This window comes from Zooshikella harenae, from assembly GCF_018837975.1.
In the GTDB taxonomy this organism is placed as follows: domain Bacteria; phylum Pseudomonadota; class Gammaproteobacteria; order Pseudomonadales; family Zooshikellaceae; genus Zooshikella; species Zooshikella harenae.
On sequence record NZ_JAGSOY010000005.1, the window covers coordinates 95,234 to 115,808 of the forward strand.

16 protein-coding genes are annotated in these 20,575 nt (G+C 41.5%); 9 read left to right on the top strand and 7 right to left on the bottom strand.

Annotated elements, in window-relative coordinates:
* Positions 1 to 6 precede the first annotated feature (6 nt).
* Together KCG35_RS03880 and KCG35_RS03885 are read left to right on the top strand one after the other, a co-directional pair.
* Positions 7 to 1,185 carry a hypothetical protein gene (locus tag KCG35_RS03880; protein ID WP_215818352.1) on the top strand — a complete coding sequence of 393 codons (1,179 nt, stop codon included), beginning with the start codon at positions 7 to 9 and terminating at the stop codon, positions 1,183 to 1,185.
* Positions 1,186 to 1,288: 103 nt separating this feature from the next.
* Positions 1,289 to 1,885 (top strand): OmpA family protein, encoded by a 597-nt coding sequence (locus KCG35_RS03885; RefSeq protein WP_215818353.1) that lies wholly within the window; start codon positions 1,289 to 1,291, stop codon positions 1,883 to 1,885.
* 57 nt (positions 1,886 to 1,942) lie between these two features.
* Here KCG35_RS03885 and yihG read toward each other — a convergent pair whose 3' ends face one another.
* The 4 genes from yihG to KCG35_RS03905 form a co-directional block, all read right to left on the bottom strand.
* A complete protein-coding gene (gene yihG, locus KCG35_RS03890; RefSeq protein WP_215818354.1) occupies positions 1,943 to 2,863 on the bottom strand; it encodes a 1-acylglycerol-3-phosphate O-acyltransferase, YihG family in 921 nt (306 codons plus the stop codon).
* A 276-nt stretch (positions 2,864 to 3,139) separates the two neighbouring features.
* Positions 3,140 to 5,272, bottom strand: a complete 2,133-nt coding sequence (gene pta / locus KCG35_RS03895; protein WP_215818355.1) for a phosphate acetyltransferase — start codon at positions 5,270 to 5,272, stop codon at positions 3,140 to 3,142.
* A gap of 108 nt (positions 5,273 to 5,380) precedes the next feature.
* On the bottom strand, positions 5,381 to 6,571 hold the full coding sequence (locus KCG35_RS03900; protein WP_215818356.1) for an acetate kinase: 1,191 nt from the start codon (positions 6,569 to 6,571) through the stop codon (positions 5,381 to 5,383).
* 573 nt (positions 6,572 to 7,144) lie between these two features.
* Positions 7,145 to 7,825, bottom strand: coding sequence for an arylesterase (locus KCG35_RS03905; RefSeq protein WP_230408988.1), 681 nt, complete (start codon positions 7,823 to 7,825; stop codon positions 7,145 to 7,147).
* On the opposite strand from KCG35_RS03905, the gene KCG35_RS03910 reads away from it, so the two are divergent.
* The 3 genes from KCG35_RS03910 (at position 7,824) to KCG35_RS03920 (ending at position 12,117) form a co-directional block, all read left to right on the top strand.
* A complete protein-coding gene (locus KCG35_RS03910) occupies positions 7,824 to 8,504 on the top strand; it encodes an ABC transporter ATP-binding protein (protein ID WP_215818357.1) in 681 nt (226 codons plus the stop codon). The genes KCG35_RS03905 and KCG35_RS03910 overlap by 2 nt on opposite strands.
* Positions 8,501 to 10,996, top strand: coding sequence for an ABC transporter permease (locus tag KCG35_RS03915; protein ID WP_215818358.1), 2,496 nt, complete (start codon positions 8,501 to 8,503; stop codon positions 10,994 to 10,996). Before KCG35_RS03910 ends, KCG35_RS03915 begins: the two co-directional genes overlap by 4 nt.
* Before the next feature lie 518 nt (positions 10,997 to 11,514).
* The gene (locus KCG35_RS03920) at positions 11,515 to 12,117 is read left to right on the top strand and encodes a Yip1 family protein (protein ID WP_215818359.1); all 603 of its coding nucleotides are present in this window, start codon (positions 11,515 to 11,517) and stop codon (positions 12,115 to 12,117) included.
* A 12-nt stretch (positions 12,118 to 12,129) separates the two neighbouring features.
* Here the strand turns inward: KCG35_RS03920 and KCG35_RS03925 are convergent, their stop codons facing one another.
* The gene (locus KCG35_RS03925) at positions 12,130 to 13,305 is read right to left on the bottom strand and encodes a glycosyltransferase (RefSeq protein ID WP_215818361.1); all 1,176 of its coding nucleotides are present in this window, start codon (positions 13,303 to 13,305) and stop codon (positions 12,130 to 12,132) included.
* 78 nt (positions 13,306 to 13,383) lie between these two features.
* A complete protein-coding gene (cysZ, locus tag KCG35_RS03930) occupies positions 13,384 to 14,130 on the bottom strand; it encodes a sulfate transporter CysZ (protein ID WP_215818362.1) in 747 nt (248 codons plus the stop codon).
* 445 nt (positions 14,131 to 14,575) lie between these two features.
* Here cysZ and trxB point away from each other — a divergent pair, with 445 nt between their 5' ends.
* The 4 genes from trxB (at position 14,576) to KCG35_RS03950 (ending at position 19,913) form a co-directional block, all read left to right on the top strand.
* Positions 14,576 to 15,532: a thioredoxin-disulfide reductase gene (trxB, locus tag KCG35_RS03935; protein WP_215818363.1), complete on the top strand. Its 957-nt coding sequence runs from the start codon at positions 14,576 to 14,578 to the stop codon at positions 15,530 to 15,532.
* A gap of 219 nt (positions 15,533 to 15,751) precedes the next feature.
* A complete protein-coding gene (locus KCG35_RS03940; protein ID WP_215818364.1) occupies positions 15,752 to 16,534 on the top strand; it encodes a GumC domain-containing protein in 783 nt (260 codons plus the stop codon).
* 294 nt (positions 16,535 to 16,828) lie between these two features.
* Positions 16,829 to 17,863, top strand: coding sequence for a glutathione synthetase (locus KCG35_RS03945; RefSeq protein ID WP_215818365.1), 1,035 nt, complete (start codon positions 16,829 to 16,831; stop codon positions 17,861 to 17,863).
* Positions 17,850 to 19,913: a flavohemoglobin expression-modulating QEGLA motif protein gene (locus tag KCG35_RS03950; RefSeq protein ID WP_215818366.1), complete on the top strand. Its 2,064-nt coding sequence runs from the start codon at positions 17,850 to 17,852 to the stop codon at positions 19,911 to 19,913. Before KCG35_RS03945 ends, KCG35_RS03950 begins: the two co-directional genes overlap by 14 nt.
* Here KCG35_RS03950 and KCG35_RS03955 read toward each other — a convergent pair.
* The gene (locus KCG35_RS03955; protein ID WP_215818367.1) at positions 19,906 to 20,379 is read right to left on the bottom strand and encodes a Z-ring associated ZapG family protein; all 474 of its coding nucleotides are present in this window, start codon (positions 20,377 to 20,379) and stop codon (positions 19,906 to 19,908) included. The two genes, KCG35_RS03950 and KCG35_RS03955, sit on opposite strands and share 8 nt — an antisense overlap.
* Positions 20,380 to 20,575: the final 196 nt, after the last annotated feature.

Here is a 20,575-nt window from a genome sequence, read left to right on the forward strand (position 1 = left end):
TGTGCTATGCACTTAGAGTACAAAGTAGCTGTTTTTGACGAGACGCCAGCAACACAGTGGGCTGGGAGGGTTGGGCGTTTTTTTCGTGTGATTAAGCTTAATTCTGTCGCGGAAATGCAACAAGCCGCAAGCGATGAGTCAGTGAAGCTAATTGTTATTTTTCCCGTTGAGTCGATGGTGACCGCGTTATCTATGTGTCAGCATTTATATGAAAATGGCTTGACTGAGGGAACTTCAATTGTATTAGTGGCTTACAAAAAAGACCTTGAATTTCGGATGCACGCTTATGAAATGGGGTGTAATGATGTTATTCATGTTGCAATGGGGGACACAGAACTTCATGCCAGGCTCACCAAAGAAATCTATCATACGATAGCTAATCAGCAACTGAAAAAACGTCTTTCATTAAGACAACAGTTAACCTGTATCGATAATTTACCTCAAGGTGTGTCCTATGACTTTGTTCAGGATTGTTTTAGTAGTGAAAACCTTGATCAGCTCGGGCAATGTATACTTACCCAGTTAGAGAGCTTTGATATCGCGGCGAGTGTTCAACTGCGCGCTCAGTTTGGTAAAAAAACCATGGAAGCTCATGGCATGACCAAAGCATTTGAAACAAACTTGCTGGATAAATTGCATAAGGAAGGTACGTGGCATGTATTTGGTAAGCGTTGCATATTTAACAGTGAACGTGTATCCCTCCTGCTAAAAAAATTACCTGACTTTTCTGGAAAGGAGGTTGACGTTTTTAAACAATGGTTAAGTGTTCATGTTGCTATTGTGGAGCAGAAAATTCTGCAACTGGATATGGGGGCAGCATTACAAGCTGAGCGGGCATTTATGAATATTTTCATTGCCAAGGTGCAACGTTTTATTCAAAAAGTGGAGGATGGCTATCAAGCCTCTCTTCGAGAGGTCGCTGATTTATTTGATAACCTCTCGTCACAACTTGGCGATGTGGTGCCTGATAAACCTTATCCCGCAACGCCAGAGAAAATAGATCAAGTATGGGCTGAGACTAATAAGCAACTGCAGAATGTCTTTCAACAAAGTATATACATCGAAAACGAGTTCGAGCGTTTAGTTTATAAGTTGAATTCTGTTATTAATGGGCAAGAGTATGAAGGTCGTGCTAATTTACTGAAAGATATTATTGATACTGAATTGAAACACCAAAGTAATTAATTATAAATTTTGTAATTAGACGCATAGAACTAATAAAAATGACCTTAAAATAATTGGTGAAGGATATAGAAAGCCAAGAATATTTAATTAGGTGGGGGAAATAATGAAGCAGTTACAGGGATTTGTTCAAGTAGGGGGTGCCATTATTTTTTTGGGAATAGGTCTTGTTGGATGTCAAAAGCTTGTTGATGGTGATTGGCTTAAGGAGCCATTAACCAGTCAAAATACTATGGAGAAAACCGACCAGTCCTATTCTGCAAATTCTACCTTCTATATTGACCGTCAAGAAGAGTCTTTTCGTCAGGCATTAGGCAAGACAAAGGTAAGTGTTACACGTGAATTAGACCATTTAATGTTAGTGATGCCAGAGGATGCCAGTTTTGCTGTTAACTCAGCGCATATTCGAGATGAGTTTGGTAAAGTGCTAGATGCAATAGCGGATGTTCTAGCAGAGTTTAATCAAAATACTGTTGAAATTGTTGGACATACTGACAATACGGGGGATTATCAATTTAATCAACGACTATCCCGTGAAAGAGCGAGAGAAGTAGCATACCATCTTACTCAGAGGGGCATAAGGTCATCTCGTGTGACGTTTTATGGTATGGGGCCAGATAATCCTATAGCCAGTAATGATACATTATCGGGTCGTATGATGAATCGGCGAGTTGAAATTAATATTAAGCCTCCTTCTCCTTAAATACAGTTTAGCTGCCTAATTGGCAGCTAAAATCATACACTTAGTAAAGTCTGAATTTTAAGACTTTGTGTGTGCTTTCTGATGATACTGGTGATGAATATCCGTCAGTAGTTGGTCTTTCTTTTGCCAAAGCTCACTTACCCATAATTGGAATTGCTCCCGAAACTCTTGATCGTTGGTATAATCTTTATTTTTTAACTCGGTAGGAATTTCAACTTGTTCTATTTTGATGACAACATTACGAAACTTGCCACATAAAAAGTCCCAGTAAGAGCGGTACTTTGATGGATAATAAATCGTAATATTTAACATGCTCTTTAGTTGATCGCCCATTGCACCAAGTACAAAACCAATCCCTCCAGCTTTGGGCTTTAGTAGAAACTGATAAGGAGACTGTTGGTCTCGATGTTTCTGTGGTGTAAAGCGAGTACCTTCTAAAAAATTAAAAATAGCAACAGGTGTGTTGCGGAATTTCTTGCAGGCTTTTCTTGTTGTTTCTAAGTCTTTGCCTTTCTTTTCTGGGTGTTTGTCTAGGTATTCCCTGCTATAGCGTTTCATAAAAGGAAAGTCTAAAGCCCACCAACATAGTCCAATAAAAGGTACCCATATCAACTCTTGCTTAAGAAAAAACTTAAGCATAGGAATACGACCGTTAAGTGTATGTTGTAAAATTGTAATATCGGCCCAAGATTGGTGATTGCTTGTCACTAAATACCAACCATCCTTTTGTAGTTGCTCAAGTCCCTCAATATGCCACTTGGGTTTTTGGGTGAGGTGAATCCAACCGCTATTAAGTGTCATCCATAGTTCGGCAATTCGAATAGATATTTGGGCACACCATGCTCTCCAGCGTTGGATTGGCACAATCAGTTTTAGTAGAGTGATAAAAAATAATGGCCAACATAAGGTCAGCGTATTAAGCACCAGCAGTAATCCTGCTACGCAACCACGAATTGTTGATGGTAAAAAATACAGCATGTGTTTTTCGTCTCTTTTTACTTATGATTTCCTTCGCGACGGGTTTTTAGTGTTAGTTATTTGCTTGATCCAAAGCCATGACTGATTTTTATCACTAAAAACAACTACGCTTTATTTATTGATGAATTTTAATAAAAATGCAACATAAGGGCGATGAGTAACGCGGAGTTTGACAGGATTAGGGTAGGATTTCACTTGGTTTGCGCTAATGTGGAGGGGAAATATGAGAGAATATTAAGACGCGTATGCCTTAATTAGGCATACGCTGTAAGTAGTCTAATGATTTTCTGCTTTTCTTGCCGCAGCTTCACGTTGAACTTGATCAGCTTGAATAGCCGTCAAGGCGATAGTAAAGACAATATCATCAACCAGAGCACCACGAGATAAATCGTTTACAGGTTTATTTAACCCCTGAAGCATTGGGCCCACACTGATAACATCTGCACTACGTTGCACGGCTTTATAGGTTGTATTCCCAGTATTAAGGTCGGGGAAGATAAAGACGGTTGCCTTACCAGCTACTGGGCTATTAGGGGCTTTTTTGCTGGCAACACTCTCGATAGCGGCAGCGTCATACTGCAAGGGGCCATCAATCAACAGGTTAGGACGTTTGCTACGTGCTATCTCTGTTGCTTTTCTTACTTTTTCAACTTCATTGCCAGACCCTGAAGATCCTGTGCTATAGCTGATCATCGCAACTCTTGGCTCAATACCAAATACTTTTGCTGATTCAGCACTCTGAATGGCAATATCGGCCAGATCTTCTGCAGTTGGCTCTGGGTTAACAGCGCAGTCTCCATATACCAATACCTGGTCAGGTAATAACATAAAGAAAACAGAAGATACTAATTTAGCCTCAGGCTTAGTTTTAACCAACTGGAAAGCTGGGCGAATGGTATTCGCGGTTGTATGTATTGCACCTGAAACTAATCCATCAACCTCATCCATAGCCAACATCATTGTGCCTAATACAACATTATCTTCTAGTTGCGCTTCAGCCATAGGTGCATTAAGGCCTTTGTGTTTACGTAGCTCAACCATGGGTTGTATATAGCGCCCTCTGACGGCTTCAGGGTCCATAATAATCACTGTTTCAGGTAGTTCAACACCGTGATTAGCGGCTACCTGATAGATTTCTTCCCGGTTGCCCAGCAGGATACACTGTGCAATACCTCGATCATGACAAATTGCGGCTGCCTGAATAGTTCTGGGCTCATTGCCTTCTGGCAGAACAACTCTTTTCTTCGCTTCATTAGCGCGTTTGGTGAGCTGATAACGAAATGCAGCAGGAGACATGCGCGTTTCAATAGCGGTACCACAACGTTCTTTCAGCCACTCTGCATTTAGGTGGTCTGCCACAAAATTCATAACCTGTTCCATGCGGTCATAATCATCAAGTGGTACTTCTGTATTCATTTGTGTCAGTGCAGCTGCAGTATTGAAAGAGTCTAAGCCGGTAAGTAGTACAGGTAATCGACTTTCATGAATTGCTTTTTTACACAGCTCAAAAATCCGTGGATCGATTTCGATACCATTAGTGAGCATTAATCCTGCAAGGGGTACACCATTAGATGCAGCCATGCTTGACGCTAAAATCACATCATCCCGGTCACCAGGAGTAATAATCAATTTACCAGGTTTGAGATGATGACTCATATTGGCAGCAGTGCGCGCGCATAACACTTTTGACGTAACACGTCGCGACGTAATATCACCTTCGTAGATAATCTTAGTATCCAGTAGTTCGGCAATATCTTTGGTGCGGGGGGAAGATAATGCTTCATCCCAGGGAACGGCGCCAATAGGTGCAAAATCTTTGCGGTTAAAGGCAGCAAGTTTTCGTAGTTCTATAGGTTTGCCAGGACAGATTTTTTTGTAGTCAGTGTTTGGCACTTTGTTAAGAATGTAGCCTAGTAGTTTGCTGTTACCAATTCCTCCATAATTTTCAGCAGCGATCTCTAACCGATTTGCGGTTTCTTCCAACGTGCTTTCATTACATGAAGCAACAAGAATGACTTCTGAACCAATCGCTTTTGCTATTTCACGATTTAAATGAGTGACATAAGGAGCACTCCGGGTAGGAACTAGCCCTTCTATGACTACTACATCAGCATCTTTAGCACTTTGATCAAAAAGCTCAATGATGCGGTCCAGTAACTTATCTTTTTGGTTGTCACCCAGCAAATCTTCCACTTCACTCAAGGAGATCGGAGTGGGAGCGTTAAGTCCCATATGCTGTTGAATAATATGTGTTGAACGTTCAGGGCCCCGATCAGAAATGTGAAGCTGACCAATGGGCTTAAAAAAATGAACCCGAAGGCCGACATTATCAAAGGCGCGAACCAGCCCCATAGATACTGATGTCAGTCCAACTCCGGAATTTGTGGGGGCAAGAAAAAAAGTATGCATACAGTTAATCCTTCTACAGCAACTGTATAGACCCTCAGCAACCCCATTTTGAGCATAGCAAAGAATAATGTATGGCTATCATGGGTTTGCTGTGGCTATATCTTCAAATTAACAGCCTGCAAGTTGAGCTGCGTCGCGAGCAATCATGAGCTCTTCATTGGTATTGATGACCATAGCAACAGGGCCATTAGCAGTGGTAAAAACGCCGTTATTGTTTTTACCATTGTTGGCATTGGCATCAGCATCAAGTTGAAAACCAAAAATACGTAGCTGTTGTAAAACCTTAGCACGTATTACTCGTGAGTTTTCGCCAATACCACCAGTGAAGACGAGAGCATCAATACGGTCCAGTGCACAGGCAAGACCACTTAATGATTTTGCTAACACATAACTGAATACATCGATTGCCAGCGTTGCTTGTTCATGACCTTGTTCCATGGCTTCTTCAAGTGTACGGCAATCATTGCTTAGCTCAGAAAGGCCTAATAAACCACTTTCTTTGTTAAGCAGTGTGGTAATACGGTCAATATCATAACCAAGCTGTTTATGCAGGAAGTTGAAGATATTGGCATCAATATTTCCACAGCGAGTGCCCATGACCAGTCCTTCCAATGGTGTTAAACCCATTGTTGTATCTACAGATTGACCGTGATAGATGGCAGCAGCACTACACCCATTACCCAAATGTGCACACAAAATGTTGCTTTCATTTACTGGAATATTAAGGCGCTGACAGGCTTCTCCTGTAACAAAGCGGTAACTGGTGCCATGTGCACCGTAACGGCGCACATGATGATCACGATACAGAGTGTGAGGGATAGCATATAGATAAGCTTTAGAAGGCATTGTCTGGTGGAATGAAGTGTCAAATACAGCCGCTTGAGGCAAGTTAGGAAAATACTTTTGGGTAATGCGAATACCCAGCAAGTGTGCAGGGTTATGTAAGGGGGCAAGACCTATACAGTCTTCTATAGCTTGAACTACTTCATCATTAATCAGGGTAGAAGCCTTGAAGAGCTCACCACCATGAACAACACGATGCCCAATGGCTGCAAGCGTATCAGTAAGTTGTTGTTCTTCCAGTAAGTGTAAAATTTTCTGGAAGACGATGTCGTGGTCTGCATTGGGCATGTCATAAATGGTTTTTTCACCATCTTGCTTCCAAATAATTCGCGCTTCTGGTTGGCTTAAACGTTCAGCGAGACCACTGACATATTCATGTTCATTTTGGGGGTTGATGACTGCAAACTTTATCGAGGAACTGCCTGAATTAATGACAAGAATATTTTGCTTACTCATAGTTACCTTCACAACTGCTAAAGCTAGAGTTTGACAGGCCTTACACACTGACTATGTCGTCTATGCCTGCGGTGTCAGAGGCCGAAGGCTGTAGGGGACGATCATTTACACGAGTCCGGAAATATACCGGTATGTTTTCTTAAACGCGTGGTGTCAGACGCTGCTGTTTGATCACCCATATCATTCTGTCCCAAGTCAGTATAGTGCTGAAAATGGGTTAATGACGGGTGATTATGGACTTGTAGCGATTATGCAGGGAAGTGTAACCGGAAAAGTAGTGCAGGGTATACGTAAAGCTACGGAAAAACACGTATTAATTGATCTGAGTAGGAGGTTGTTGAACAGATTGAAATAGCTGCATGTTTTGGAAAATGATTCACTTGCTTTATAAGCTTTTCATACGTACAAATTTGTTAAAATTACTACAATAAGGCTGCCATTTTGTAAGATTTTTATTGCTGGTTACACAAAAAAGTTGTCAGAGTTGTACACTTTAAATGCCTATGCTGCACATTCAGTTAAGCAGGAAGATGGTGGAGCGCACATATGCTAATACATTGTTTTGATATGGCTTTATGAACGCTTCACTGCAGAGTGCTCACTCTTTTCAATAAGCATTTGCTGTTTAATGATAGGCTCTAGAACGGGCCATACATTTTTTAAAATAATAGGCTGAGCGGCTTGGTTGGGATGTAAGCCATCAGCTTGGATAAAGTCTGGGTTGCCAGCAACACCTTTAAGGAAGAAAGGCATAAGTGGTATGTTTTCGTCTTGACTAATTGTCGTAAAAAGCTCGTTAAAAGCATCCGTATAGCGTTTGCCATAATTGGGTGGAATATGCATTGTAAATAGCACAGGTAAGGCATTTTGCTGCTTACATAGCTGGATCATTTTTCGAAGATTTTGCTCAAGTAGTTTTAAGGGAAGACCTTGTAGTCCATCATTTGCACCAAGTTCAATCAATACAATAGAAGGTGTATATTTGTTGAGTGCTGTGGGTAAACGGCGTAAGGCTCCTGCAGAGGTTTCCCCGCTTATGCTGATATTAGCGATGGTTAAAGGGATACTTTCCTCCTTGAGCCGCGTAGCCAATTGACTAACCCAGCCAACAGATGGATCAATACCATAGCCAGCACTAAGGCTATCACCCACGACTAAAAGGGTTTTCGCAAATACATTTTGCGTTAAGCTGAGAGTCAATATCATCAGAATAACTCGAACAGTCTGTTGCCAATACGAAAGAAGGATTTCCATGTCGATACCCAGTGCTGTAGCGGCGAAAAATATCGGAAAACATGTCACAACCCCCAATGGAGTGCTCACTATATTGGAGGGGATTAGCTTTGAGATCAAGCAGGGGGAATCTGTTGCTGTAGTAGGTGCTTCTGGTTCAGGGAAGTCCACCCTGTTAGGGCTATTAGCGGGTTTGGATACCCCCAGCCAGGGGGAAGTCATGCTAAATGGAAAGGTCATTAGCGTCTTAGATGAAGATGAACGGGCTAAACTGCGAGGTGAAAAAGTTGGCTTTGTCTTTCAGGCATTTCACCTAATTCCTGCACTGACTGCTCTCGAAAATGTAATGTTGCCATTGGAGCTTGCAGGACATCCTTCACCTGAAGCTGAAGCCAAGTCACTTATGACCCGTGTAGGGTTAGCTCACCGTTTGCAGCATTATCCAAAACAACTTTCTGGTGGTGAGCAACAGCGTGTCGCGATTGCACGAGCCTTTGTCTGTCGTCCTCCTATTTTATTTGCGGATGAGCCAACAGGTAATTTAGATACTCATACAGGCGAGCGTATTATTGAATTGCTGTTTCAGTTAAATGAAGAGGAGAATACGACACTTATTCTGGTTACTCATGACATGCAACTAGCAAATGCATGTCAACGACAACTTCATATTGATGCTGGACAGCTGGTAACGTCATCATGAAACAAGTGCTGTTAAGTTTACGCCTGTTATTACGTGATATTCGTTCAGGAGAGCTCAATGTCATTATTGCAGCATTGTTAGTGGCAATTGCTACAGTCGTTGCAATAAACAGCATTACAGAGCGTTTGGAAAAAGTGATGAGCCGCCAGGCGACTGAGCTATTGGGGGCTGATTTGGTGTTACGGAGTGCCTATCCGGCAAAAGACTCGCTATTGGCTTTAGCAAAGGATTTGCCGTTAAAGCGAGCAGAAACAGTTACTTTTCCAAGTGTTGTCGTGGTTAATGATAACTTTCAACTGGCTGCCGTTAAGGCGGTGAGCGAGGGGTACCCATTACGTGGTGAGTTAAGAGTTGGGCAACAGGTTTATGGTCCTGGTAAGAAGACTCAAACCATTCCTGCTGAGGGTGAAGTATGGCTAGAACCTCGACTATTTGGGTTACTCAATATCAAGCTTGGAGACACTTTATCGATTGGTGATGCTAACTTCAAAGTGACGAAGGTGCTTACTTATGAGTCAGACCGAAGTGGCGATTTTTACACATTATCTCCTCGTGTGCTTTTTAATCTTAAGTTTTTGCCTGAGACTAAAGTCATACAACCGGGTAGCCGGGTAGCCTACTTTTATTTATTCAGTGGCTCACCTGAACATATCGAGCAACTTAAAGAACGACTCACACCCAAGTTACAACCCAGTCAGCGCTTGTTAGATGTAAAAGCCAGTCGACCAGGATTAAGGAATGCGTTGGAACGAGCAGAGCGCTATTTGAGGTTGGCAGGTTTAATTGCATTAGCGCTGGCTGGCGTGGCAATTGCGGTTGGCGTGCAACGTTATGCTCAGCGACACTATGATGCTGTTGCGATTATGCGGGCCTTGGGTTACACCCAAGCTGCAGTGTTGCAATTGCACATGCTACAACTGGTGTTCTTGGTTTGTGGGGCATGGTTTATTGGCTCAATTTTGGGTCTAGTGATTCACCAAGGAGTTATTTTAATTCTGGGGGAGCTTCTACCTCCGTCTCTTCCTCCTGTTGGTTGGCAGCCATGGGGTATTGGCTTGTTTGCTGGGTTAGGCGTCATGTTAGGGTTTGCATTGCCAAGCTTGTTACAGCTCAAACAAGTTCCTCCGTTAAGAGTGCTGCGCAGAGATTTATTACCCCCTTCAATCCGCAGCCAATTGTGGTACAGCGTTGCTTTGATCACCTTGGGACTGTTGATGTGGTGGATAACTCAGGACTGGGTTTTGGCCGTTGCAGTTCTGCTGGGTATGCTGGGTTCTGGGTTTGTATTAAGCATGTTGTTGCTGATTGCGATCAGGCTTTTACTACAGCGCCTGCAGCAGCAGAAACTACCTCTTTTGTTGCGCTTTGCGAGCCGCCGTCTATTACGTCATCTTCGGTTTGTGGTAGGGCAAGTCCTTGCGCTTGGTTTAACGCTGATGGTGATGGCATTAATTTTTTTATTACGGACGGACTTACTGAGCGATTGGCAGAAGCAGTTACCCATCGAGGCACCTAATTATTTTGCATTGAATATAATGTCTGACCAGGTCCCTGAGCTTTTACAGCAGTTGACGCAGGGACAAATCAACCGGTCAGCAGTCTACCCGATCATTCGTGGCAGGCTGCAAGCGCTTAATGAAGTGCCTATTAAACAGGCTGTGACTAAAGAGGCACAAGATAATAATGCCCTTCGGCGAGAACTTAATTTTACTTGGTCTGATGAGTTGCCTGCTGATAATAAACTGGTTGCAGGGCGGTGGTGGTCCAAGGGGGCTAACTCCTCAGAGGTGTCAATAGAGTCGCAATTGGCTAAAAAGTTGGGCATAACCCTTGGTGATCAATTGATGTTCAATATCACGGGGCAGGCATTTACGGTAAAAGTCACCAGCATTCGTGAAGTAACCTGGGAGTCATTTAAGCCAAACTTTTATTTTATATTTCCTAAAAAAGTGTTGGATGAATATGCGGCAACTAATTTATTGAGTTTTTATCTGCCACCAGGTCAGGAGCGCTTTATAATTGATTTAATTAAGCGTTTTCCTAGTGTGACTTTGTTGGATATTGACTTAGTTATACGACAAGTCCGACAGATTTTGGCGCAAGTCACTTTAGCTATTGAATGTGTGTTGGGGTTTGTGTTGGCGGCTGCATTGGCTGTATTGGCTGCGGCTATTGCATCAAGTCGCGATGAACGACTTCAAGAGGCGGTGATTCTTAGAGCGCTAGGTGCTGAGACAGTACGCATCCGACGAACCATTATTACTGAGTTTGCTTTATTGGGCGCCTTAGCGGGTGTACTTGGTGTGGTTGGACTTGAGTTAATTACCTGGTTCTTATATGAGCAGGTATTTAACCTGGTTTTTAGTTTGCATATTCAGTACTGGTTTATATTACCTATAAGTGGAACATGTTTGATTGGTGCCATAGGCTGGTTAACAACTCGACAGGTAACCACAGTTTCACCAATGAAGCTTTTAACAAGCAGTGGTTAGTGATTGGTTTTGCTAGAAATTTTGAGCATGTTAAAAAGTGTGTACCATCGAATGGGCCTATATTGTAGGCCCATAATGCACTTGTTTGCTGTTGTATTCTTTACCGCACATTGACTAACGGTTATGGTTTAATATCCACTAGTAAGTATAAATTTTCCTTTCTTTAAATGTTTGTGATAAAGCACTATTCGATAATTGTCATGTGTAGTACTTATCATACCTCCAACCCAGGCACAAAAAGCTGCTATAAAACCAATAATAAAGACGATAGGAACCTGTTGGCTTCGGGACTAAAAACGGTAACGCTCCATTACCTGTGTCAAGCCCATTAAGTAAGTCACACTGGTCGCAGTGAATTATTGTCAAACTCTTGCCAAAAGTTTACTGCGATTAAGCGGGAGAAACTTAAGCGGGAGAAACTTAAGCGGGAGAAAATGTAGAAGAAAGTGATCTTTATGTGCTACATGGATTGTGCTTTTAGTGCTATAGATTAAGCAAATGTAAGGGAGAGATCGGCGATGGTACTTAATCATGTATGGGGGCTTTTTACTCATCCCCGCGAAGAATGGGTGGATATTCGCAAAGAAACGCTGGTAAATAAAAACCGCTATTTATCTCATGTTTTGATTCTGGCTGCTGTGCCTGCCATTAGTTCTTATATTGGCGCGACATGGACAGGGTGGTCTGTAGGTCAACTGGATGCGGCCAAACTTACAGCCACAAGTGCCTTGACAATGTCCCTCCTGTCTTATTTAGCGATTATTGGGGCGGTGTTTATAATGGGAGGCTTCATTCATTGGATGGCAAAAACCTACGGAACTAACCCTAGCTTACTAAAGTGTATTATTTTTACGGCTTATGTTGGTACCCCACTGTACTTGGTGGGTATTGTAGGTATTTACCCATCCATTCCAATCACAATGACCGCAATTATATTAGCCATCGGGTATACTGCTTATTTGTTGTATATTGGAATTCCTCGTGTAATGGAAATACCGCCTGAGCGAGGCTTTTTATTTTCTACTTCAGTGGTGTGTGTTGGTCTTGTTTTATTAGTATCGATGAAAGTAGTGACCGCAATTTTCTGGGGAATTGGTATAGGCCCCGTCTATAGCTTTTAATACAACTATTTATTAATGAGAAGGTTGTTGAATTTGTTTTTTGGGAGTATGTGGTGCAGGAGAGAGCATTAAGTGGATAAACTGTTGAGTAACATACTGCCAATCCTGACGTAATGCCGTATAGCGGGCATTACGTTTTATTGAGGCAATTTTGTCTGGGCGATCGCACAATGCTAATACCCGGTCAATAAAGGTTTCACCATCAACCCAGCCACCGTTTAAAGGAATGGATAGCCCTGATACATGGTTTTGTATATGTTGAGCTACAGCTCCTCGTTGAAATCCAACCACAACAACACCACTAGCCATAGCCTCTATTATATTATTTCCGAGTAACCCTTGTTTATTCGGTTGTAATAATATATCGGCTGAAGCATATATTTCTGGTAACTGACTGGTAGGGGCATGGCTTATATAGAAGATGCCTGGGAATTTGTGCTTTAAATTCTCTGCATTTTTGCCATCGCCAATACATACCATTTTATGTTTTTTATTAGGGAAGTGTTCTCTTATAATCCGAAATGTACGTAAAGCGAGCTCAACATTATGGTACTGGTCTAAAGGGCCTGTATATAAAAAAACTAAATCATGGCGGTCTGCTTGCCACTGTTGGCGGAGTTCATTACTTCGGTAACATGGGGCAAAACGTTTACTATCAACACCATGACTAAGAATGGCTAAACGTTTTAAGCGTAGAGATTTAAACTGCTTAGCGTGGTGGATTGAGTTGACCAGAGTATATTTGCTTTTGCTGTTAAACCATGGCAGCACTAAATGATTGATTAAGTGCTGAACACAATGAAAGGGTGAGGCCATTGTGTAACTAAAGAGGCCAGTTACAGTTTGGATGTTTAACCTGTTAGCTAAGCGAGCTACCTGCCAGCCGATTAAACTTGGCGAAGCGATATATACGGCATCAGGAGGGTGTTGTAACCAGTAGTCCGTAAGCCATGATATAGACGACAGCTGTGGTAATTTGGTGCTTGTTGTTATGTGTGAAGGTGCTAGGCAGGTTAAGGCTGGGTGATAACGGTGATCTTCGTCTCGGATATGAGGAGATATTAACTGTACTTGTAAACCAAGATGGAGCATACCATCCATCAAATGGCACAGCATAGTATTGTGCGCCTGATCGAGAGGCACAGGTGTATTGGTGACGATAGCGATAGTGTTTGGTTTGGGGGTCATAGGGAAGCTACTAGTCAGATTATCAGAGACTATGCAACTTCACTATGACGACTGTATGAAAAAAATATGATGTTAATATTATTGGTCGTAGAGCTTTTCGTTTACCCAAAGAATCGTTCCACCGGCTACGGCTGCAGGAATAACCAGTAAATTGACAAAAGGGATAAGTGTCATCAGGTACACGAGTCCACCAAAGCTGTACGTCATACTTTTACGCTGTTTTAGTTTAGAAATAAGCGCAGGAAACGGTACTTTGTTATTATCGGCAGGAAAGTCAGCATATTGAACTGCCATCATCCATGCTCCCCATATTATCCATACAACAGGGGCAATAAAGTTAATCACTGGAACAAATGTCAATATCACTAACAATAGCCAACGGGGAAGAATGTAACCTAACTTGCGTAGCTCACGGCTTAGTGTTCTGGGGATGAGCAAAGAAAGCTCTTTCCAGTCTAAAGGAGTTTCTGATACTGACAGGCCTAATTGTTGACGGGTATGTTTTTCAACAGCTTCAGATAAAAAACCATTAAATGGGGCAGCAATAAAGTTGGCTACCAGGGAAAAAGAGAAAAACACCAGTAAGCACATTAGGATTAAGGCTATAGGCCAAATCAGCCAACTGAGGAAGCTCAGAAATTCTGGTAGCCAAGCAGTAAAGTTGTTGATTTGTGTGTCAATGAAACCAATGGAGTAGTAAATCATCACAGAGAACAGGATGATATTGATTGCTAATGGAATGAATACAAATCGACGCATCCCTGGTTGGAAAATAAGTTGTAAGCCTGCAAAAAAGTAGTGGGTCGAATGATTGGATTGCTGCATAGTCGCCATAGCTTTAGGATAATTCTGATTAATCTTCGTTGTAAATGCTGAGTATACCTTGGAACATAAGTATGCTCATCAAGTCCATCTAATACCTGACTCTTTAAGCAAACATGTCACTAATAAGAGCCTTTTGATACTAAATAGTTTTTCTTTATTAGCGTGATTGTTTTTATCAACTATTAAATTGTTGTGTAGTTAACGTATCATAATGACCTGAAAAGCGTTGTCGATTGTATATCTCTCACAGTGGATGTTATTTCTCACCAAATAAGAAGGCGAGAGAGTGCATGTAAGATGTTAATATTACGGCTTTGTGTGACATACTCATTTGTTGGCTGGATTTATCGCCTGCTTAACCTTATAACTGGGTAAGGTTCAGTATAACATCCAGCTAATACAGTGAACTAATAAGGCTTTGCAAAGAATTAATTGGAGATAAGTAATGGCCGAAACAAAGCATGCACGTTTGTTGATATTAGGGTCAGGTCCTGCAGGATACACTGCAGCCGTTTATGCCGCGAGAGCTAATCTTAATCCTGTATTGATTACTGGCATGCAAATGGGGGGGCAGCTGACCACTACAACAGATGTTGATAACTGGCCTGGGGATGTAGAAGGGTTGCAAGGTCCTGCTTTGATGGAAAGGATGCGTGAACACGCAGAGCGTTTTAACACAGAGATTATCTTTGACCATATCAATAAGACTGACTTATCCCAGCGCCCATTTCGACTAGAAGGTGATAGTGGTGTTTATACCTGCGATGCTCTGATCATCACTACTGGTGCCAGCGCACGTTATTTGGGGCTACCGAGTGAAGAAGCTTATAAAGGAAAAGGTGTTTCAGCCTGTGCCACTTGTGATGGCTTTTTCTATAAACAACAAGATGTAGCTGTCATTGGTGGTGGTAATACTGCCGTTGAGGAAGCACTTTACCTGTCAAATATTGCTAAATCAGTAACTCTTGTGCATCGCCGTGATGAGTTTCGTGCTGAAAAAATCTTGCAGCAAAAGCTACTTGAGAAGGTTAATAATGGCAATATAAAGCTAGTGTTGGATAGTACCTTGCATGAGGTTTTGGGTAATGAGCAAGGGGTGACAGGCATCAGCGTGAAAAATGTCAAGTCAGGTGATCTTGCAGAAATAGCTGTTTCAGGTGTCTTTATTGCCATTGGTCATACACCTAACACAGACTTGTTTGTTGATCAGTTAGACATGAAAGATGGTTATATTAAGGTCAACAGTGGACTGAATGGCAATGCAACAGCCGCAAGCGTATCAGGTGTTTTTGCGGCTGGAGATGTGATGGATTATGTTTACCGCCAAGCAATCACCTCTGCAGGAACAGGCTGTATGGCAGCACTTGATGCAGAGCGTTTTTTAGATGAGATGAAAAAATGAAACATTAAAGACTTTACATGTGAACGATTTAGCCGGCACTGCCGGCTTTTTTTGTTGTGAATAATTTGCTTCTAATAAAAAAGACATGTGATGATAAATTGTTGACAAGGTTATTTAATTTTTAAAGTAGAAGACTTTATGTGCTACTTTAAAAATATTGATAATAAAAAATGAGCAATATACTCTGTTTTGTATTAAATATCGCAAGGACTGCGAGCCATGGATAATCAAGTACCGTTAAAAAACAGTCATACTTTGCAGCCGATGACATCGGTAGATGATGAAATTTCTTTGACTGATATTGTTAAAGTATTAGTAATCCATTGGCGTTGGCTATGTGGAATTACCTCTACAATTATTGCTGCAACATTAATAGTGGCTTTAATGAAACCCGATACATACAACTTTGTCAGTATTTATCAGTTAGCGAAACGGAGCTGGAGTGACTTCATTGAGCCTCCTGAAGCGCTTGTTCAGAAAGCAAATAGAGTTTACTACCCACAAGTATCTCGTGAGTTTACGCAACAATATCAATTAACAGATTTACCCTTTAAGGTGTCTTTTCAGGCGTTAAAAGACACAGGCTTAATTATGATATCCAGTGATGCACGCCTAAGTGAGAAAGATAAAGTAAGGGCGTTTCATAAGATCATCGTTGACAAGATTCATGTTTCACAAACTGAAATGGTTGAACAGGCATCAAGGAGCATGAGACAACAAATATTGTCTGGGCAGAAAATGCTAGAGCAAGTTGAAGGTAATTCACAGTCGGCTAAGACAATGGAATTACTAATGAGAGTTTCTTCGCTAGAAAATCAGCTTAATGAATTACAACCAGGTGCAATTATTGAGACAGCAACACAAAGTTTGAAGCCAAAGGGTATAAGTAAAATTGTTTTGATTATTATTGGTTGTTTGCTAGCGATTATGTTTGGAATGTTTGGGGCCTTTATTGTTGAGCTAGTTAATCGGGTACGTTTTAATTTATCTATGTCTACGTAGACAGTTATTCATAATAATAATGAAATTAACCAGCCTATCAACTAGAGGTAAAAAGAGTAAAACTTTGTGTTAAACCATGGCATAAGATTGGGTCTTTGGGTGGTTATGGATAGGTGTAAAAATCTTTACCAATAAACAAGATAAAAAGATTGTTTTTCTACCCTATTCAGTATAAAAAGACTCCTAAGTTACGCTGATTTTCTCTTCCTACTGCTGATACTCCCTGTATCTCTTCCACAGTTTGGCGTAGCTATCATTTAATCTGTGCCAGTCCGGCCTTTGGAGTGTAATTAAGTGAAAATTTGTTTTCTTATGTATCCTTGGGAGCGTATTTCTCCTGAGACGGATACAACTCTGCGCTTGATACACGAAACAGTTAGTCGTGGTCACACGGTGGCCCTGACAACACCCAATAGTTTAACCATTCGTGATAATACGGCGCATGCGTTTTGTAATGTATTTAAGAAAACGACAAAACTAACTGCAAATATTCCCAACTTTTATAAAACAGCAGACTTTAAACGGTCTAAATTACCCTTAGCGGGTTTTGATGCCATTATTATGCGGGCAAATCCACCATTGGATACGGTAGCGTTAAACTTTTTAGATTCTGTTCGTGACGATACATTCATTATGAATGATATTGATGGTCTGCGTATTGCTAATAATAAGCTGTATACAGCTTCTTTTAGTGGTGAGGCGCAAAAGTATATTCCTGTTACACATGTATCAAAGAGCCGAGAGTACTTAGAGCGTGTGTTGATGGAAAATGAAGCAGACCGAATGATTCTTAAACCACTCAATGGTTTTGGTGGCCAGGGTGTTATTGTAATTGAAAAAAGGGCGCGGCAAAGCTTTCGCTCACTTTTGGATTTTTATATTGGCAGTGGTGATAAAAGCAATTATGTCATTCTGCAAGAGTTTGTAGAGGGTGCTGAAAACGGTGATGTGCGTATCCTAATGTTGAATGGTGAGCCTATAGGAGCCATGCGTCGTCGACCTGCAGAAAATGATGTGCGTTCAAATATACATGCGGGTGGTACTGAAATTAAACACGTTCTGAGCAAAGAAGAAAAAGCGTTATGTCTGGCAATAGGACCTAAACTGGCGCGTGATGGATTATTCTTTGCCGGGCTTGATGTCATCCATGGTAAGTTGATTGAGGTAAATGTATTAAGTCCTGGTGGAATTACACGTATTAATCGCCTTAATAGAACGAAGTTACAGAAGAAGGTAATCGACTTTGTGGAAAATGTGGTTTCTGCTAAAGAAATGATAGCACAGCGAAAAACTGAGTTTCGCAAGGTAATTGAAGATGCAGAAGCGTAGTGAAGCTGACATTATCAAGGCGATTAACGCAGGAGAACCCTTTGAGTGCAGTATTGAAGATGGCTCTTTTCTTATTAAAGTAGAGGATTATATCCCCTTTATTTGTACTGCAATTCATAACGGTTGTCAGCTACGTTCAGAGCTAGTAAACCGTTGCCTGCTGGATGAGGGGCAGCGTTATTTTGAGGAAGATCCCTATACAGGAGAGTTAATTCGGTCTTTGCCAATAACATTGGTGGCTTGTGACTCTCGTTATGAATACGACTTAAACCGTCCATTAGCGCAATGTGTCTATAAACGGGCATGGGGATTAAAGGTTTGGCGTTCGCCATTAACGGATAAGCAGTGGCATCGAAGCACGGAAAAACACCGCCAATTTTATCGCATACTTGATGTATTAGTAGCAGCACTGGAACAACGTTTTGGTGCCTGTCTTGTATTTGATATTCACTCTTATAACAAAGGGCGACAACCTGATGATGCTCCAGTATTTAACTTGGGATTGGAGCAAGTGGATATGGATCGTTGGATGCCTGTTATAGAGCGTTATCAAAATAGTTTGCAAGCTTTGCAGTTACCTAACGTGAAGACAAGTGTCGAAATTAATCGGGTATTTTATGGGCGAGGATATATGATCGCCCATGTAAATAGCCGCTTTGAAAATACCTTGGTTATCCCTACTGAAATCAAAAAGGTATTTATGGATGAAAAAAGTGGTGAGCTTTACCCATTAGTATTGCAGAGTTTAAGTGAAGGAATGAAGCATACTGTAGTTGATACGGCAGCATTTTTTTCGCGACGTTTTACACAAAAAAAACAAGCTAAGCGTAAGCATATGCTGGCAAGTTTAGTTGACCCTGCGATTAAGCGAGTTGATCGAGCGCTGCATCAGTTAGCTAAAGGGGTTAGCACTTTACATTATGTAAACCCCATTAACATTTCTCATGAAATGAAGCGATTTTTTTCGCATCGAACAAACTATCAACCTGATTTTACCTATCGGCAGCTGGCGATGGATCCTTACTTGCTAAGAGAAAAATTATATCGCTTACCTGTTGATGAAATTCGAGATGCTGGCATTCAACAACTGTATCGTGAGGTCATTGATACCATTTCTATGAAGGTTGATCTGCTAGTAAGCATTGGTAGTGAACGTTTTATTTATAACTCTTTGCGTTACTATGGCGAGCCAGGTAAGCAGGATATTGATAATGCACGCTTTTTGCTTTATGCCCCTGCAATTGCTGAGCAGGAGGAGAATCTTGCTTATGAGGCTGAGCAGATGCGTGACATTTTGCAGGAAAAGGCTGCTGCTTGGGGGTTGAACTGTAAAGTTGAAACCAGCTCTCGCTTAGTGGCTGCGGCTATGGTGAGTAATGGGCGTCGTGCTTTACTGGTTCGTAAGGATGCTAGGGTAACGGCAACAGAATTACAGGCGTTAGCACATCATGAGTTGGGTGTTCATATGGTGACCACCTTGAATGCCAGTTTACAGCCATTAAAGGTGTTTTCACTGGGGCTTCCAGATAACACATTAACTCAAGAAGGGTTGGCGATTTTGAGTGAGCATTTATCAGGGAATTTAACTTTAAAACGTCTGAAGATGCTTGCGCTTCGTGTGCTTGCTGTTGAGCAAATGCTACTTTACCGGGATTTTCGTCATACTTGGCTGTATTTGACTGAAGAGCATCATATGAAGCCTGATGAGGCATTTCGTTTAACGACCCGTGTTCATCGTGGCGGAGGCTTTACTAAAGATTATTTGTATTTACAAGGTCTTTGTCAGGCTTTGCAACTCCATAAAAAGCAACCTATTCGTAACTTATTTATTGGTAAAACAGGTTTTCGTTTCTTACCCATTATCAATGAAATGATAGAGCGGGGTATGGCTAAAAAGCCGGAGTGGTTACCTGAGTTTCTCTCTAGTCCTGTGGAAGCAGGTCCTGTAATGGACTACCTATTGCAGTCCATTCAGCCTTTTGATGTCAACAGGCATCAAGCAACAATGATGATGCCAAAAGTAACAAGTGAGATCAGACAAGCTATTTAGCTGGCTGTGGTTGTATTGGTTGTTGTAAGCCAAACTCCTCTGACAACGTCCCTTTTTCATCGGGTGTTGATTTAGGGGCATAGTCTTTGGGAGGCGTTAATAAGGTATCGTCACTCTTTTCACGACTCTCAGGCTCAGGAGATAAAGTTTGGCTGGCTAATAATGTATCAGTAAGCTGGTGAGATGCTGTTGGATCTTGACTCAGTGTAGCTGCACTATTTGCCATATGTGCTTGTAAGTCTTTATAAGCATCTGTGACACGATTAAATAGTTGTGCTGTTTGATTGAAATGCTCATCTAGTTCTTGTTGGTGTTTTTGCATTTGCTTTTCCATGGCGGATAGCTTTGCTTCTAGCTGGCTCCGCTCTCCGCCGCCAGTTGAGGCTCGATACAGCCAAGCACCAATAATCGAGCCTATGACAAAGCTAATACAGCTGGCAAGCCAAAGATTCTCTGTCAGTTCCATGTTGTTTTCCCCTCTCACTTGATACTGAAGTTAAATTTATTCAAGCAAGATTTGTGCAGATTTAGTGTTAATTGTGTTTCAGGTATTATGACATTGTAGTGACCAACCCAGGTTTCATCGAGTTTTCACTAAGTTGCCATTTATGGGTTTGGCCATTAAAGTTTCCTATCTTACAGCGACATTAAACACATAAAGG

Coding starts and splice junctions, on each gene's coding strand:
- KCG35_RS03920 (WP_215818359.1), top strand. CDS start 11,515: ATGGTACTTAATCATGTATGGGGGCTTTTTACTCATCCCCGCGAAGAA.
- KCG35_RS03885 (WP_215818353.1), top strand. CDS start 1,289: ATGAAGCAGTTACAGGGATTTGTTCAAGTAGGGGGTGCCATTATTTTT.
- pta (WP_215818355.1), bottom strand. CDS start 5,272: ATGCATACTTTTTTTCTTGCCCCCACAAATTCCGGAGTTGGACTGACA.
- KCG35_RS03940 (WP_215818364.1), top strand. CDS start 15,752: ATGGATAATCAAGTACCGTTAAAAAACAGTCATACTTTGCAGCCGATG.
- KCG35_RS03910 (WP_215818357.1), top strand. CDS start 7,824: ATGTCGATACCCAGTGCTGTAGCGGCGAAAAATATCGGAAAACATGTC.
- KCG35_RS03880 (WP_215818352.1), top strand. CDS start 7: ATGCACTTAGAGTACAAAGTAGCTGTTTTTGACGAGACGCCAGCAACA.
- yihG (WP_215818354.1), bottom strand. CDS start 2,863: ATGCTGTATTTTTTACCATCAACAATTCGTGGTTGCGTAGCAGGATTA.
- trxB (WP_215818363.1), top strand. CDS start 14,576: ATGGCCGAAACAAAGCATGCACGTTTGTTGATATTAGGGTCAGGTCCT.
- KCG35_RS03925 (WP_215818361.1), bottom strand. CDS start 13,305: ATGACCCCCAAACCAAACACTATCGCTATCGTCACCAATACACCTGTG.
- KCG35_RS03905 (WP_230408988.1), bottom strand. CDS start 7,825: ATGGAAATCCTTCTTTCGTATTGGCAACAGACTGTTCGAGTTATTCTG.
- KCG35_RS03915 (WP_215818358.1), top strand. CDS start 8,501: ATGAAACAAGTGCTGTTAAGTTTACGCCTGTTATTACGTGATATTCGT.
- cysZ (WP_215818362.1), bottom strand. CDS start 14,130: ATGCAGCAATCCAATCATTCGACCCACTACTTTTTTGCAGGCTTACAA.
- KCG35_RS03950 (WP_215818366.1), top strand. CDS start 17,850: ATGCAGAAGCGTAGTGAAGCTGACATTATCAAGGCGATTAACGCAGGA.
- KCG35_RS03900 (WP_215818356.1), bottom strand. CDS start 6,571: ATGAGTAAGCAAAATATTCTTGTCATTAATTCAGGCAGTTCCTCGATA.
- KCG35_RS03955 (WP_215818367.1), bottom strand. CDS start 20,379: ATGGAACTGACAGAGAATCTTTGGCTTGCCAGCTGTATTAGCTTTGTC.